Raw genomic sequence first — 15,736 nt, forward strand, 5'->3', positions numbered from 1 at the left:
AATCGGCTGTCAGTTCGAGTGTAGACGCATCGCCTTGTCCGTCACCCCATAAGGACGGAGGCCTGCCTCCAAACGGCGATTGGGCGAGAGCGCGATGCCAAGCTCGGCGTACAACTCGTCGAATGCCTCGCGGGTGCCGACGAGCAACGCGGTGGTCTGCCCGCTGATGTCTGTCACCACGCTCACCAGCGTCTTGCCCTGAGAGGTCTCGCGCGCCGCGACAAACTGCGTCGACGTGAGCGCGGCGAGCGTGGCGAAGCGCTCGGCTTGCACCAGACCGCTGATCCGGAAGACGGGTTGCGCCGCGCCCGTCGAACGCGGCGCAAAACGGATGTTCACGCCGTCGCTATGCACGCCCAATGCGGCGAAGAGCTTATCCCTGCCGTGTGGGCCGAGCGCGCAGTGATCGCCATGCACCCAGCGCGATATCGTGTTGCCGGTGATGCCGGTCGCGTAAGCGAGCCTTGCCAGGGTGGTGCCCGAGAGCTTGATCAGCAGACGGGCGACGGTGCGGTGACGCCGTTCGATCTCATCCATTGCGAGTGTCCTGTCAGGTGCGGTCATGAACCACGTCGGGGCGGCATGCGGTCGATATCAGAACGCCATCGTGACTTCCAGTTGTGCGTCGATATCCTTGCGAAGCGCGGCGGTGCACGGTATGAGTGGGCGGCGCACCGTGTCCTGGCAAAAGCCCAGCGACGCGAGGGCCGCCTTGATCGCCACCGGATTCGGCTCGGCGAAGAGTCGGCGGATCAGCGGCTTCATGCCGTTGAACAGCGTGTTCGCATGATCCATGTCGCCTTCGCGCACGTAGCGCATCAGCTTGAGATAGAGGTCCGGGCGCACATGCGCGGCCGCCGAGATGCACCCGACGGCACCGGCGCGCAGCGCGGGCAGGATCTGCATGTCGTCGCCGCACAGCACACGCATCGTCACTTGCGCGGGCAAGTGGGTGAGCGGGTGCGCATCGCACTCCTTGATGGCGGCGAACGACTCGTGCGACGCCAACTCGCGGATCGTCTCCACGCCGAGCGTGACACCTGTGCGCAGCGGCACGTTGTACAGCACCAGCGGCTTGCGCGTACCGGCGGCCAGTGTGCGGTAGTGCCAGAGAATGCCTTCCTGCGAGGGGCGCAGGTAATACGGTGGCGGGACGAGATAACCGGCGAGCGGCAGGTCGTCGAGACTGCGGATCTGACGCGCGGCATTGGTCGTGTCGGCTGCGCCGACACCGGCGAGTACCGGAGCGTGTCCGTGCGCGAGGTGAGCGGCTGTCTCCACGAGCCGGCGGCGCTCTTCATCGGTGAGCAGCGTGCCTTCGCCGGTGGTGCCTGCGACCACGAGGCCGTTCACGCCCGCCGCGAGGTAATAGTCGACCAGACGTGCAAACGCGTTGTAGTCGATCTGAGCGCCATTGGCGCCGGACATGGGCGTGACGAGCGGAACCCACGCGCCTTCGAAGATGGCTGTGTTCATAACCTGAAGCATCGGTATTGGCGAGGATCGCCGGGAGAGTCTCAGACGGCCGGACGCAGGCGCAGCGCGCCGAATTCGGCCTCAGGCAGCGACTGCATGACGACGTCCATCGCACGCGCCGCTTCGACGCGCGGCAAGGCAATCGACACCACCGCCGCCGTATCGCGGCGGATCGGGCGAATCGTCTCGACACGCCACGGCAGCGGCAGGCTCATCGCCAGCGTGACAGCCAGCGACGAGACGGCTGCGCGGCTGAGGGTGATGTCGAGCGTCGCGTCGAGGCGCGCGCGCGGGTTGTATCGATTGCGTTGACGCGCCACAGACACGGTCTCGGCGGGCGGCGCGCCTGGCGTGGTCAGCGTGCTGGCAGGCGTTGCGGCGAAGGCGTTGTTGGCAGATGTGACCGATGCGCGGGCGGCCGCCGGTGTCGCGCTGTAAGCGCGCGAGGGATCGGCCGGGGTGGCGTTCGCACCGGGAGGTTCAAGGCTGACGCGTTGGGCGAGGGAAGGCATGGCGACGTGTCGTTTTGACGACTGAAGTGACAACGAGGCCAGTCTAGGGACGCGCAGGTAAAAAAGGCGTCAAGATTTCGACGCCTTGCTTGCCTGAGGTTGAGCGATGAGATCAGTCGTGCTTCGGGTACTGCGTGTCGTTGAACAGCACGCTTGCGCCATGCGGCGCGGCACCGACGTTGTTGCGGAACAGCGCGAACATATTGCGCCACGGATCGAACGGCCGTTGCGGCACCGGCTCGGGCGCGCGCGCGGCGAGCGTCGCGTCATCCACTTCGCAGTGCAGGGTATTCGTCTCGCAATCGATCTCGATGATGTCGCCATCCTGCACCCGTGCGAGCATGCCGCCTTCCTCTGCTTCGGGCGAGAGATGGATGGCGGCGGGCACCTTACCCGATGCCCCGGACATCCGACCGTCCGTGACCAGCGCGACGTGGTGCCCCTCGTCCTGCAATAGCCCCAGCATCGGCATGAGCTTGTGCAGTTCGGGCATGCCGTTGGCACGCGGGCCCTGGAAGCGCACCACGACGATCACGTCGCGCGTCAGTTCGCCCGCCTTGAAGGCCGCCTGCGCCGACTCCTGATCGGAAAACACGCGCGCCGGTGCGCGCACCTTCTGGTGTTCGGGCTTGACGGCGGACGACTTGATAACGGCGCGTCCCAGATTGCCTGCGAGCATGCGCAGGCCGCCTTCGGGCGCGAACGGTCGCGACGCCGGACGCACGATGTTCTCGTCGAGGCTTGCGGTCGGCGCTTCCTGCCACGACAGCACGTCGTCGCGCAGGAAGGCCTCCTGCGTGTAGGCACGCAGACCGTGTCCCATGACGGTCGTCACGTCGTTGTGTAAAAAGCCTGCATCGAGCAGTTCGCGGATGAGAAAACTCAGGCCACCGGCCGCATGAAACTGGTTCACGTCGGCCTTGCCGCTCGGGTAGACGTGCGCGAGCAGCGGCGTGACGTCCGACAGCTCCGCGAAGTCCTGCCAGTCGAGCAGAATGCCGCCAGCGTGGGCCATCGCCACCAGATGCAACGTGTGATTCGTCGACCCGCCGGTCGCAAGCAGTCCGACCACGCCGTTGACGAACGCGCGCTCGTCCAGAATCTGCGACGTATTGATGCCCGACTTCGCGAGTGCGACCGCACGGGCCGTGGCGGCCTGCGTGAGCGCATGGCGCAACGGCGTATGCGGATTGACGAACGACGATCCGGGAAGATGCAGGCCCATGAACTCCATGAGCATCTGGTTGCTGTTCGCCGTGCCGTAGAACGTGCAGGTGCCTTCGGCGTGATAGGCGGCGAGTTCGGCGTCGAGCAGGGCGGTGCGCGTGACGCGGCCCGCAGCGTACTCCTGCCGGATGCGCGACTTCTCGTCGCTGGGCAACCCCGACGGCATCGGGCCGGCCGGGCTGAACACGGCGGGCAGATGCCCGAATGCCTGCGCGGCGATCACCAGCCCCGGCACGATCTTGTCGCACACGCCGAGGAACATGGCGGCATCGAACATCTGATGCGAGAGCGCGACGATGGAGGCCAGCGCGATCACGTCGCGCGAGAACAGCGACAGCTCCATGCCCGCATAGCCTTGCGTCACGCCATCGCACATGGCGGGCACGCCACCGGCGACCTGCGCGCTTGCGCCATGCGCGCGCGCGGCGGACTTGATGATGTCGGGGAATTCGGCGAAGGGCGCGTGCGCCGAGAGCATGTCGTTGTACGCGGTGACGATGCCGATGTTGGGCGTACGCTCGGCGCGGATTTTCAGACGGTCATCTGCGGGGGCTGCGGCGAGTGCGTGGGCCAGATTCGCGCATCCGATCTTCTCGCGCCCGGGTTGCCCCTGCGTGGCGCGCGCGACGCCGTCGAGATAGGCCTGACGGGACGACCGGCTGCGCGCGATGAGGCGCTCGGTCACGCGTTGTACCACCGGATGCAGCGACACGTTATGCGAAGACTGAGTCATGGGGGATCCCGGGACGGACGTTGTGGGGCGGGAGCAAGCGCGGAATGCGTGCGTGCTGTCGTAACCCGCACACCGCTTGGCGTGTAGTTAAAGCACGATATTTTGTTGAATTGCAGTGTAGTTAAACTACAATGCAGTGTCAAAAGTTGCGCTTTTCCAGTGACACGTGGACGTCTTGTCATGAACACGCCTTCACCCTATACCTTTGTGATGTTCGGCGCTACCGGCGATTTGTCGCTGCGCAAAGTCCTTCCCGCGCTGTTCCGCGCGTTCCGCACCGGCCAGCTCGGTGCGGACGATGCGAAGGACGGAGGGGCGAGCGCTAACGACGCGGGCCGCATCCTCGCCGTCGCCCGAAAACCGATGGACGCCGCCGAGTACCACGCGTGGTGCGAGCAGCATGTGCGTGGACACATCAAGCCCGACGTGTGGGACGAGAGCGCCTGGCAGCGCTTTCTCGCCACCATCGACTACATGCCGCTCGATCTTGGCCGCGAAGACGAGTTCGGCGTACTGGCCGAGCGGCTGTCGAAGCGACCCGGCGTGCGCATTTTCTATCTGGCGACCGGGCCGTCGCTGTTCATCCCCATTTGCGAAGGGCTTCGCAGCGCGAAGCTCAACGAGAACAGCCGCATCGTGCTCGAAAAGCCGCTGGGTCACGATCTGGCGTCCTCGGAGGCGATCAACGACGCCGTCGGCGCGATCTTCCGCGAAGACCAGATTTACCGCATCGACCATTACCTCGGAAAGGAGGCGGTGCAGAACCTGCTCGCCCTGCGCTTCGGTAATGCGATCTTCGAGCCGCTGTGGCGGCGCGAGCTGATCGACAACATCCAGATCACGATTGCCGAGGAAATCGGCGTCGAGGGACGTGGCGAGTTCTACGAGCAGACCGGCGCGCTGCGCGACATGGTGCAGAACCATTTGTTGCAACTGCTGGCCATCGTCGCCATGGAGCCGCCGCTGTCGATGGACGCCGATGCCGTGCGCGACGAAAAGCTGCGTGTGTTGCGCTCGCTGCGTCAGTTGGACGATGAGAGCGTGTCGCGCAATGTCGTGCGCGGGCAATACGGCGGCGGCGCGATCCGCAATTCGGCCGTGCCCGCGTACATCGAGGAGCCGGGGGTGCCGCCGGACAGCCAGACGGAAACGTTCGTCGCGCTCAAGGCCGACATCGACAACTGGCGCTGGGCCGGCGTGCCGTTCTTCCTGCGCACCGGCAAGCGGCTCGGTGAGCGTGTGGCGGAGATCGTCGTCAACTACCGCGCGACGCCGTATCCGCTGCTGGGCGAAGCGACCGCGCAACCGGGCGTCAACCGTCTCGTCATTCGTCTGCAACCGAACGAATCGATTCGTCTGTACTGCCTCGCGAAGCAGCCGGGCGAGGGCATGAATCTGCAATCCGTCCACCTCGATCTGGCGTTCGACCAGTTCTTCAAGGGACACCGGATGGATGCGTACGAGCGTCTGTTGCTCGACGTCATCAACGGTCGTCTGGCGCTGTTCGTGCGACGCGACGAGCAGGAGCAGGCCTGGCGCTGGGTCGCACCGATTCAGGCGTACTGGTCGCGACAGCACAAGGGCCCGAAGCGTTACGCCGCAGGCACGTGGGGACCGCCCGCCGCCAGCGCGCTGCTCACGCAGTACGGATCGAGCTGGGTGGAAGAAGACAACTGACGGTGGCGCGCATGATCCATTGGCGAACCTTTCCCACGCGAGAAGCGCAGGCACAAGCGCTGGCTAACGCCGTCGTGGCGGGTATCGACGAAGCACTGACGATTCGCAAGCGCGCGTTGCTGGCCGTCTCCGGCGGCACCAGCCCCCGGGCGTTTCTCGCGCAGCTCGCGCGCCTGCCCGTGGCGTGGCGCGACGTCGATATCACACTGGTGGACGATCGCTGGCTGCCGCCCGATCACGCCGACAGCAACGCGCGACTCGTGACCGAGACGCTGTTGCCAGGTGCGACCGGCGCGCGCTGGTTACCGCTTGTCGACACCGCGACGGCCACGGCATTGCACGTGCGCACGCTCAACGACACGTGGACGCACGGCGTGCCGCAAGTCTGCGTGCTGGGCATGGGCGAGGACGGGCACACCGCGTCGCTCTTCGCCGACGCCCCGCAATGGCCCTACGCCACCACCACCCACGACAAGTTCGTCTTCGTGCAGCCGCAGCACGCGCCGTATCAGCGCGTGTCGTGGTCGCTCGCCGCGCTCGCAGCCTGCGACCGGCTCATCCTGCAAATACAGGGCCCGGCCAAACGCGCCGTGCTCGAAGCCGCGCAGGCGAACGAACAGGACAACGCCATCTCCCGGCTGATCCACCGTGAAGGAGTCAAGCTCGATGTCTTCTGGAGTGAGGAATAACCCGCCCCACCTGAGCGGCCCGCGACTGCTGGCCGACATCGGGGGCACCAATGCCCGCTTTGCGCTGGAGATCTCGCCGGGCGATCTCGTTGAAATCCGGGACTACGCTTGCGACGACTATGCGGGCGTGCCCGAGGTCATTCGCGCTTATCTCGACGAGGCGGATCACGCCGAGCCGGTGCAGCACGCTGCCATCGCCATCGCCAATCCCATCGAAGGCGATGAGATTCGGATGACGAATCGCGACTGGCACTTCTCCATCGAGGCGACGCGCCGTGCGCTGCGTTTCGAGACGCTGCTGGTCGTCAACGATTTCACCGCGCTGGCGATGGCGTTGCCGTATCTGACGGACGCACAGAAGCACAAGATCGGCGGCGGCGAACCGCGTCCGAACGGTGTGCTGGGGTTGCTCGGGCCTGGCACCGGCGTGGGCGTGTCGGGCCTCATTCCAGCGGGAGACCGATGGATCGCGCTGGGCAGCGAGGGCGGCCACACGACGTTTTCTCCGGCGGACGAGCGTGAGATCGACGTGCTGCGCTACGCGTGGAAGCACTTCCCGCACGTGTCGTTCGAGCGGCTGGTGGCGGGCCCCGGCATGGCGCTCGTCTATCAGGCGCTGGCAGCGCGGGCGGGACGTCGCGTGGAGCCGCTTGAAACACCTGCCATCGTCAGGCTCGCGCAATCGGGCGACGCGCTCGCACGCGAGACCGTCGATTGCTTCTGCGCGATGCTGGGCACGCTCGCGGGCAACGTGGCGGTATCGCTCGGCGCGGTCGGTGGTGTCTATCTCGGCGGCGGGGTGATTCCGAAGCTCGGCAAGCTGTTCGAGGATTCGCCGTTTCGTCGGCGCTTCGAGGCGAAGGGACGTTTCGAAGCGTATCTGAAGAGGATCCCGACTTACCTCATCACGGCCGATCATCCGGCGTTTCTGGGGACATCGGCGATTCTTGCCGAGCAACTGGGCACGCACGCGGCCGGGGCGGGAGCGCTCATCGACCGTCTGCATCGTCTGCGTGACCGGCTGAGTCCCGCCGAGCAGCGCGTCGCGGAACTCACGCTCAAACAACCGCGCGCGCTGCTGGCCGAGCCGGTGGCGGAGATCGCGCGTCTGGCGCGCGTGAGTCAGCCGACGGTGATCCGCTTCTGCCGCAAGCTCGGCTGTCAGGGACTGTCGGATTTCAAGCTCAAGCTCGCGAGCGCGCTGACGGGCACGTTGCCGGTGCGTCACGGGCAGGTGCACGTGGGCGACACGGCCGCCGAGTTCAGCGCCAAGGTGCTCGACAACACCGTGTCGTCGATTCTTCAAATGCGCGAGCATCTCGACGCCCGCACCGTCGAGGCGGCCGTGACGCTGCTCGACGGCGCGCGCCGCATCGAGTTCTACGGTCTGGGCAATTCCGGTGTGATCGCGCAGGACGCGCACTACAAGTTCTTCCGTTTCGGCAAGCCAACTATCGCGTACGGGGATCCGTACCTGTTGCAGGCATCGGCCGGGTTGTTGGGGGAGGGCGACGTGGTCGTCGCGATTTCCGCATCGGGACGCTCGACCGACCTGAACCGCGCTGTCGATATCGCACTCACGCGCGGTGCCAGGGTGATCGCGCTCACTGCACGCAATTCGCCGCTCGCCCGCAAGGCGACGCTGGTGTTGCCCAACGATCATGTGGAGACGATGGGCGCACACGTCACGATGATTGCGCGGATTCTGCATCTCGCGGCGATCGACGTGCTGGCCGTGGGTGTGGCGATTCGGCGGGCCGGTCCGGGAGGCGAAACGGCAGGCGAGGGTGCGCTCGACTGGTTGGGACACGGTAGCGGACAGGGCGACGGAACACCGGCTGCCGCCTGACGCACGCCGGGCGGGGAGGATCGGGGCAGGGACACCGGGGATGTGGGGATGCGCCGGACGCCGAAGTGTCGTCGGCTTGATATCCCTAAACATGTTTAGCATAATGCGGCATATGAAAGTGACCGATTCCGCCCAACGTTTCGGCTTTCTCGTCGCAGACATCCAACGTCTCTTCGGGCGCCGCTTCGAGCAGTTTGCACAGCGCACGCTGCCGATGACGCGCGCGCAATGCCGCTTGCTCGCTTATCTTTCCGTCAATCGCGGCGTGAGCCCGACGGTGCTCGCCGACATTCTGGAAACGCCGGTACAGACGCTCGCCCGCACGCTGGAGCGCATGGAGGAGGAGGGTTGGGTGCGACGCCGCCCCGATGCGCGCGATCCTCGCATCGAACGCCTGTTCGTCACGCGGGCGGCCGTTGCGCAATTGCAGGTCGCGCGCCGCCTTTCCGACGAAGTGCGCGATGAAGCGCTGCACGGCCTGACCGCGTTCGAAGCGGTGCAGCTCACGCAGTTGCTGCAAAAAGTGCGTCGAAATCTCACGCACGTCGTCCCCACGCCGCTCGATACCGTCGTGCCCGCCGTGCTGCGCCGCGCGCAGGCGGAAAATGCGGCGAACGCCAGCGCGCGTGCGTCTGCCGTCGACGTGCTCGACGAGGCTGGCGACGACCTGTCGGAATACACCGACTTGCGGCCTCAGTAGCACACGCCTAGGATGGGAAGTCTCCAAACCCATCCGGAGGCTGACATGACGAATCATGTGTACAAGCAAATCGAGCTGACCGGCTCGTCGACCCAGTCCATCGAGGACGCGGTCAAATGCGCCATCGAACGCGCGAGCAAGACGCTGCGCAATCTGAACTGGTTCGAGATCACCGAAACACGCGGCCATATCGAAGACGGCAAGGTCGCGCACTGGCAGGTCACGCTCAAGGTCGGCGTGCGGCTCGAAGACTGAGCGCACGCACCCGGCACCAGCCGGCACTATCCGGCAGCATCCGCAAGAACACGCTCGGCCGGGGACGAACCTCCCCGGCCGACGTCGCGCCAAATCGCCTTCGCATCCCTGCGCATCTCCTCCTGAATCCCGAGAAAACCCGGCCGTCCGCCCCTTCTGCCGAACGAAAATCGACCTGCTTCACTGTCCCGCAGATGTCTTACAGTCGTGTCACAATAGGCGCATATTCGAGATCACGAAGAAGACAGAAGAGGTTTGCGCATGTCCGAACAAGAACCGGTCCATGCCACCCGATCGATCGCAGATCCGGTGGAAGCCGTCGCCTATCTGAAGACGATTTACGACGCCAATACGGCCTATCTGCGCGCGGCATTCGAGCGCTTCTCGAAGCAGAAGGATCAGGCGCGCCGCGTGAGCGCCCATTACCCGTTCGTTCGCATCACCACGGAAGACATCACCCAGCTCGACAAGCGCCTGTCCTACGGTTTTGTTTCGGGCCCGGGCAGCTACCAGACCACCGTCACGCGTCCCGATCTGTTCGAAAACTACTACATCGAGCAATTGCGTCGACTCGCGCATAACCACGGCGCAGCATTCGAGGTCGGCGTCTCGGACGAGCCGATTCCCGTGCACTTCGCCTATCAGGACGGCGTGTACCTCGAAGGCGATCTCGATCAGACGCACCTGCGCGCCATGCGCACGGTGTTCGACGTGCCCGATCTTGCGAAGATGGACGACAGCATCGTCAACGGCACGCGCGATCCGCTGCCAGGCGAGATTCTGCCGCTGGCGCTGTTTACTGCGCCGCGCGTCGATTATTCGCTGCACCGCTTGCGTCATTACACGGCAACGACGCCCGAGAACTTCCAGAATTACGTGCTGTTCACCAACTACCAGTTCTATATCGACGAGTTCGTCGAGCTCGGACGCGAGTTGATGAGCGCGACGGATGACCCGGCGCTGCGCGAGTATCGCAGTCAATACACGGCGTTCGTCGAACCGGGCAACGTGACGCACTGGAACCAGAACATCGAGGTGCGTAGCGAGGAGGGCACGTCGCCCCCGCGTCTGCCGCAGATGCCCGCGTACCACCTCGTGCGTCCGGACAACACCGGCATCACGATGGTGAACATTGGTGTCGGGCCGTCGAACGCCAAGACCATCACCGACCACATTGCCGTGTTGCGGCCGCACGCGTGGATCATGCTGGGACACTGCGCCGGACTGCGCAATTCGCAACGTCTGGGCGACTACTGCCTCGCGCACGGTTACGTGCGGGAAGACCACGTGCTCGACGACGACCTGCCGCTATGGGTGCCGGTACCGCCACTGGCCGAAGTGCAGGTGGCGCTGGAGCGCGCGGTGGCGGACGTCACGCAACTGGACGACTTCGAGCTCAAGCGTGTGATGCGCACGGGCACGGTGGTGACGGTCGATAACCGGAACTGGGAGTTGCGCGATCACCGCGAACCGGTGCAGCGCATGAGCCAGAGCCGCGCGATTGCGCTCGATATGGAGAGTGCGACGATTGCGGCCAATGGCTTCCGTTTCCGCGTGCCGTACGGCACGTTGCTGTGCGTGAGCGACAAGCCGCTGCATGGCGAACTGAAGTTGCCGGGCATGGCGGACCGCTTCTATCGCGAGCGTGTCGACCAGCATCTGAAGATCGGCGTGAAGGCCATGGAGTTGTTGCGCGATAACGGTCTGGACCGTCTGCACAGTCGCAAGCTGCGCAGTTTCAACGAAGTCGCGTTCCAGTAACGCGACTCGCAGCGGCGATGTTTTGTCGATCGAAACTTGCCGCTGCCTCCCGCCTGCCCCGTCCCACGGGGCGTTGCGGTCCATGCGTGCATGTGGCCGTCTCCAGTAGCACAATCCCTGCACACACCGGCCGCGCGCTGCGCGCCGGTGTTTTCGTTTCTCGTCATCAAGGATCATCGTGGAGATAGTCAACCACGTCGTGCCTTGGGCAGCGCACGACACTCGCCTTCTGCTGTCCTGTCTCGTCGGCCTCGTGGCCATCATCGTTTTTATCAGTGCACTCAAGCTATCCCCGTTCCTGTCGATTCTCATCGGCACATTCATCGCCGGGCTGGGCGCCGGGTTGCCGCTCGAAGCAGTGGCCAGTTCCTTCAGCAAGGGCGCAGGCAGTCTGCTCGGTGATGCGGGCATGATCATCGCGCTCGGCGCTATGCTTGGGGCGTTGATGGCCGACACCGGCGCAGCCGACCGGATCGTCACGGTACTGCTGAAGTTTGCGAAAGGCGCGGCGTTGCCGTGGATGATGGCGCTCGTGGCCATGATCATCGGCCTGCCGCTGTTCTTTGAAGTCGGTCTGGTCATGATGGTGCCGATCATCTTCGTGATGGCGCGTCGCGCGAACACGCCGATTCTGCGCGTGGCGATTCCCGCGCTTGCCGGCATGACGACGCTGCACGCGCTCGTGCCGCCGCATCCGGGACCGCTGATCGCTGTGTCCGCGCTGCACGCGGATCTGGGCATGACGATGGGGCTCGGGCTGATCATCGCCATCCCGGCGGTGATTCTCGCGGGGCCGCTGTATGGCATGTGGCTTGCGCCGCGTTTGCAGGTGCAGGCGCCGCAGCAAATGGGCGAGCTATTCACCAAGCGTGACGACGACGCGTCGCAGCCACCGTGTGCGGCGGCGCTGCTGGTGATTTTGCTGCCGGTCGTGCTGATGCTGGGGCGCACGCTTGCGAAGGTGGCGCTGACGCCGGAGACGCCGCTATTCGACGCGCTCAACTTCCTGGGCGAGCCGATCATTGCGCTGGCGCTGACGGTCATCGTGGCCATCGTCGTGCTGGGCTGGGGACGCGGTCTGCCGCGCGCCCGCGTGGGCGAGACGCTGCGTCGTGCGCTGCCGCCGATTGCCGGGCTGCTGCTCACCATCGGTGCGGGCGGCGGGCTGAAGCAGGCGCTGGTGACGGCGGGCATTGCCACGACCATCGGCAAGGTGGCGGTGGGCACGCATATGCCGCTGATTCTGCTGGCGTGGTTGATCGCCGTGGCGCTGCGTCAGGCGACGGGGTCGGCAACGGTTGCCACGACGACGACGGCCGGTATCGTCGCGCCGCTCGTGACGCATCTGCCGCCAGTGCAGGGCTCGCTCATTGCGCTTGCGATCGGTGCGGGGTCGGTGTTCTTTTGCCACGTCAACGACGCGGGCTTCTGGATGGTGCGCGAGTATTTCGGCCTCAAGCTCAAGGAGACGCTGTGGGTGTGGTCGGTGTTACAGACCATCGTGTCTCTGGTCGGGCTGGCAATGACGTTGCTGCTCTGGCAGTTCCTTGCGTGAAAGCTCTGAACCTCATATAACTTGCGAAGTTGCTTGCCCGCCGTCGATGACGGCGGGACGCTTGCCTTGGGTATGAGGTGCGTCGCAGGGTCGAGCTGCCGATACCTTTCACGTGACGTAGCAAGGTACAATCTCGGCCATTCCGTTCGTCCTCCTTTTCTCATTGGAGCATGCATTGGCAAAGGCGAAATCCCCTCGTTTGCAACTCAGCCAATTCGGCCCTATTCAGTCGGCAGACGTCTCCTTTGGCGATTTGACCGTCATCGTCGGTCCTCAGGCGACCGGCAAGAGTATTTTTCTCCAGACGCTCAAGCTGCTGATCGATCGCGATCAGATTCACGACATGTTCAAGCATCACAGCATGTCGTTTGATGGCGATGAGGACGCCTTTCTCGACGCTTTCTATGGTCGTGGGATCGCGGGTGGCTGGTCCGAACGATCCGCCATTTCGTTCGATGGGAAGGCTTGGAATCTGAGAGATTTGGCGCGTCCGAGCAAAGGTAAGACCCGCTATGAGCGCTTGTTCTACATTCCGGCCCAACGCGTGATGAGCCTGCCGAACGGCGTATCGCAGAACTTCGGTACCTTCAATTTCGGCGATCCGTATGTGCTTCGATCCTTCAGTGACGCTGTGCACGATCTGATCCAGAACGACTTCGCGACAATGCGCGAGTTGTTCCCTGCGCCGAACCGCTTGAACGAATCGCTTCGCGAGCCCATCGCGGAGCAGTTGTTTGGCAGAACGAGCCTCGTTGTCGACAACAGTGAGTTCACCAAGCGCCTGGCACTTCAGGTGCCGGGGCAGGAGAAGCCGCTTGGGTTTCTTTCATGGTCGGCGGGGCAACGAGAATTCACGCCGATGTTGATGGGCTTGTATTGGCTGTGTACGTCCAAGACTAAACGAAAGTCGGGCAAGACGGTGACGCAGACGATCGATTGGGTCGTCATCGAAGAGCCGGAGATGGGGCTGCACCCGAAGGGCATTCAAGCCGTACTGTTGCTGGTACTGGAGCTGCTGCGTCGCAACTATCGGGTCGTTCTGTCGACCCACACACCGGTTGTTCTGGAAATGGTGTGGGCGCTGCAAGAGCTCAAGAAAAATCAGGCAAGCGAAGCAAGCGTTCGAAAGCTGTTTGACTTGAGGTCTGTTCCGTACACGAAGGAACTTGCGACCAGTACTCTGGAAAAGGACTTCAAGGTCTACTACTTCGACCGGAATTCGTCTGCGCGCGATATTTCGAATCTGGACCCGATGGCGGATGCCATCGAGGAGTCGGAGTGGGGCGGTGTGGTGGGTTTTGCGTCGAAGGCAAATGCGGCGGTTACAAATGCGGTTCACGCTGCACCCACCAAACAGACTCGCAAGAAGCGCGAGAATCAATGACACGCGACGCCGACTGATTCGATGGCCAAGACAAAGAAAGCTGCTGAAAAGGTATCCGAAGCAACCGCCTTTTCCAAAGCGGCGAATGATGCTGACGTGACGCATCATCCAGGGAAGAATGCGCTGGAAGGCAAATATCGGGACCTGGTGAGTTTGCATCCTCAGTGCAAACACACAGGGAGCGTGGACCTCGATGGTCACTTTCGCGAAGCTGAGCCAAACTCGCCGAGATGGGACTATGGTTTAGGGATCGCTACAGGCGGTCAAGAGTATGTTTTCTGGCTTGAGCCGCACCCCGCTTCCAGTACTGGCGAAGTTGCCAGCATGGTGCGCAAGGCGAAGTGGTTGCAAGCTAAGCTGGCCGAGCCGCCTTTCCGCAGGCTGAAAGAGATGACAAGAATGACGGCCGTTGGCGGGTATAAGCCGCTTCAATGGGTTTTCACCGGCGATTTGCGAGTGTTGCCGGGCAGCAAGGAAGCAAGGGCGTTGGCCCAAGCTGGGATCGACTTCCCCGCGAGACATACCAAATTGCCGCGCTGACGCGGTTGCTCTACGCGCAGCTTGATCAATGCGGTTTTCAGCTCCACCTGACGGCATAAAAAAGGTTCATTGAGCATTACCGGGGAAGGCGGCGCGGATTTTGAGGAAGAAGTATTCCTGGTCTCGGTAGCCGTAGGCGCGCCGCTTAATGACCTTGATAGTGTTGTTAATGCCCTCAACGATGCTGGTGTTTAGACGATGTCGGCATCTGGCCAGGATGCCATGCAGATAGCCTTTCAGACGCTGAGCGAAGGTGTTCAAGGGGGCTATTCCGCTTTGCTCGGCCTGCTCGCACCAGTGGTGCCAGGCTTGTTTTGCCCAGGCAGGTCTTCGGTAGAACCAGAGCCGCTTGAGTTCGTCCCTCAGGACATAGACCGTCAGCAGCGGCTGGTTGGCTTGCAGCAATTCGTCGAGCCGGACGGCCTGCTGCCGGTCTAGCTTGTCGCGGTTGCGCAATAACAGCCAGCGGCTCGATTTGATGACCCGGCGCGCGGGACGGTCCTGGCGCAGTTGGTTGGCCTGATCCACGCGCACCCGATCAATGACCTCTCGTCCGTACTTGGCCACGACATGGAACAAGTCATAGACGATCTCCGCCCGTGGGCAGTGGGCCTGGATTTCTAACTCGTAGGCCGTAGTCATGTCGATGGCTACGGCCTTGATGCGTTGGGCGACCCCACGCGGCAATTGCTCGAAGAACGCCCGAGCCGTCTCGCGTGAGCGTCCTGGGCCGATCCACAGCACCTGCCTGCTGATCGGATCGACGACTACCGTCGCGTACCGATGCCCTTTATGCAGGGCGAACTCGTCCATCGCTAAATACTCGATCCTGGACCAATCCGGTTCGCGCACTGACGCTCGGAGCCGGGCCTTGTCCAGCGTCTTGACGGTATGCCAACCCAGCTCGAAGAACCTCGCCACCGCCTGCACGTTGCTCGATTGCAGCAATTGGCTGCAGGCCGCCGCAAGCCGATCCGTCACCCGCTGGTAGCGACCCAGCCAAGTAAGCCGCTCCAGGCGCGGGCCACCGCATTGCTCACACAACAAGCGCCGGCGTGGAACATGAAGAACAACCCGGTACTCAAATAACGGCAGATCTCGCACCCGGCGCACCGTGGTCTCATGGACCTGGCGACATCGTGCGCCGCACTGCTCGCACAGCATCACCTTGGCGGTTGGCTTCAAATAGATCGACAGCGTGCGCCCTGTGCCCTCGGGCCACTCCACGCGTTCGACGGCATAGCCCTGCCAGCCTCCCAGCGACTCCAGCAGCTTGCGATCCAGCATCTCCACGCACTCCTGATGGCAAATTCCTGCCATCAAGAGTACGAAAACTTGTCAAATCCCTCCACGCTATTGCGCGATGAACCATAAAAAA

General features: G+C 63.6%; 14 protein-coding genes. 9 read left to right on the forward strand and 5 right to left on the reverse strand.

Features of this window, described 5'->3' with window-relative positions; all coding sequences use genetic code 11:
- Positions 1 to 9: 9 nt before the first annotated feature.
- From MB84_RS05640 to edd, 4 genes are all read right to left on the reverse strand, one after another.
- Positions 10 to 537, reverse strand: coding sequence for a hypothetical protein (locus MB84_RS05640; RefSeq protein WP_046291067.1), 528 nt, complete (start codon positions 535 to 537; stop codon positions 10 to 12).
- Between the two features lie 57 nt (positions 538 to 594).
- Positions 595 to 1,476, reverse strand: coding sequence for a 4-hydroxy-tetrahydrodipicolinate synthase (gene dapA, locus MB84_RS05645; RefSeq protein ID WP_046291068.1), 882 nt, complete (start codon positions 1,474 to 1,476; stop codon positions 595 to 597).
- A gap of 41 nt (positions 1,477 to 1,517) precedes the next feature.
- Positions 1,518 to 1,988 carry a hypothetical protein gene (locus tag MB84_RS05650; protein WP_046291069.1) on the reverse strand — a complete coding sequence of 157 codons (471 nt, stop codon included), beginning with the start codon at positions 1,986 to 1,988 and terminating at the stop codon, positions 1,518 to 1,520.
- Positions 1,989 to 2,100: 112 nt separating this feature from the next.
- A complete protein-coding gene (gene edd / locus MB84_RS05655) occupies positions 2,101 to 3,948 on the reverse strand; it encodes a phosphogluconate dehydratase (RefSeq protein ID WP_211279348.1) in 1,848 nt (615 codons plus the stop codon).
- 180 nt (positions 3,949 to 4,128) lie between these two features.
- Here edd and zwf point away from each other — a divergent pair, with 180 nt between their 5' ends.
- The 9 genes from zwf (at position 4,129) to MB84_RS05700 (ending at position 14,358) form a co-directional block, all read left to right on the forward strand.
- A complete protein-coding gene (gene zwf, locus MB84_RS05660) occupies positions 4,129 to 5,625 on the forward strand; it encodes a glucose-6-phosphate dehydrogenase (protein WP_046291070.1) in 1,497 nt (498 codons plus the stop codon).
- Between the two features lie 11 nt (positions 5,626 to 5,636).
- Entirely contained in the window at positions 5,637 to 6,314 is a 678-nt protein-coding gene (gene pgl, locus MB84_RS05665) for a 6-phosphogluconolactonase (RefSeq protein ID WP_046293448.1), read from the forward strand.
- The gene (locus MB84_RS05670; protein WP_046291071.1) at positions 6,292 to 8,163 is read left to right on the forward strand and encodes a bifunctional transcriptional regulator/glucokinase; all 1,872 of its coding nucleotides are present in this window, start codon (positions 6,292 to 6,294) and stop codon (positions 8,161 to 8,163) included. Before pgl ends, MB84_RS05670 begins: the two co-directional genes overlap by 23 nt.
- Before the next feature lie 112 nt (positions 8,164 to 8,275).
- Positions 8,276 to 8,863: a MarR family winged helix-turn-helix transcriptional regulator gene (locus MB84_RS05675; protein ID WP_052652987.1), complete on the forward strand. Its 588-nt coding sequence runs from the start codon at positions 8,276 to 8,278 to the stop codon at positions 8,861 to 8,863.
- A 45-nt stretch (positions 8,864 to 8,908) separates the two neighbouring features.
- Positions 8,909 to 9,118, forward strand: coding sequence for a dodecin (locus tag MB84_RS05680; RefSeq protein ID WP_046291072.1), 210 nt, complete (start codon positions 8,909 to 8,911; stop codon positions 9,116 to 9,118).
- Between the two features lie 261 nt (positions 9,119 to 9,379).
- On the forward strand, positions 9,380 to 10,879 hold the full coding sequence (locus MB84_RS05685) for an AMP nucleosidase (protein ID WP_046291073.1): 1,500 nt from the start codon (positions 9,380 to 9,382) through the stop codon (positions 10,877 to 10,879).
- A gap of 178 nt (positions 10,880 to 11,057) precedes the next feature.
- Entirely contained in the window at positions 11,058 to 12,434 is a 1,377-nt protein-coding gene (locus MB84_RS05690) for a GntT/GntP/DsdX family permease (protein WP_084009624.1), read from the forward strand.
- Positions 12,435 to 12,609: 175 nt separating this feature from the next.
- A complete protein-coding gene (locus MB84_RS05695) occupies positions 12,610 to 13,818 on the forward strand; it encodes an AAA family ATPase (RefSeq protein ID WP_065225834.1) in 1,209 nt (402 codons plus the stop codon).
- 21 nt (positions 13,819 to 13,839) lie between these two features.
- Positions 13,840 to 14,358, forward strand: coding sequence for a hypothetical protein (locus MB84_RS05700; RefSeq protein WP_046291075.1), 519 nt, complete (start codon positions 13,840 to 13,842; stop codon positions 14,356 to 14,358).
- 66 nt (positions 14,359 to 14,424) lie between these two features.
- Here MB84_RS05700 and MB84_RS05705 read toward each other — a convergent pair whose 3' ends face one another.
- Positions 14,425 to 15,645, reverse strand: coding sequence for an ISL3 family transposase (locus MB84_RS05705; RefSeq protein WP_046289972.1), 1,221 nt, complete (start codon positions 15,643 to 15,645; stop codon positions 14,425 to 14,427).
- Positions 15,646 to 15,736 lie beyond the last annotated feature (91 nt).

It is taken from the genome of Pandoraea oxalativorans, from assembly GCF_000972785.3.
Taxonomy (GTDB): Bacteria; Pseudomonadota; Gammaproteobacteria; order Burkholderiales; family Burkholderiaceae; genus Pandoraea; species Pandoraea oxalativorans.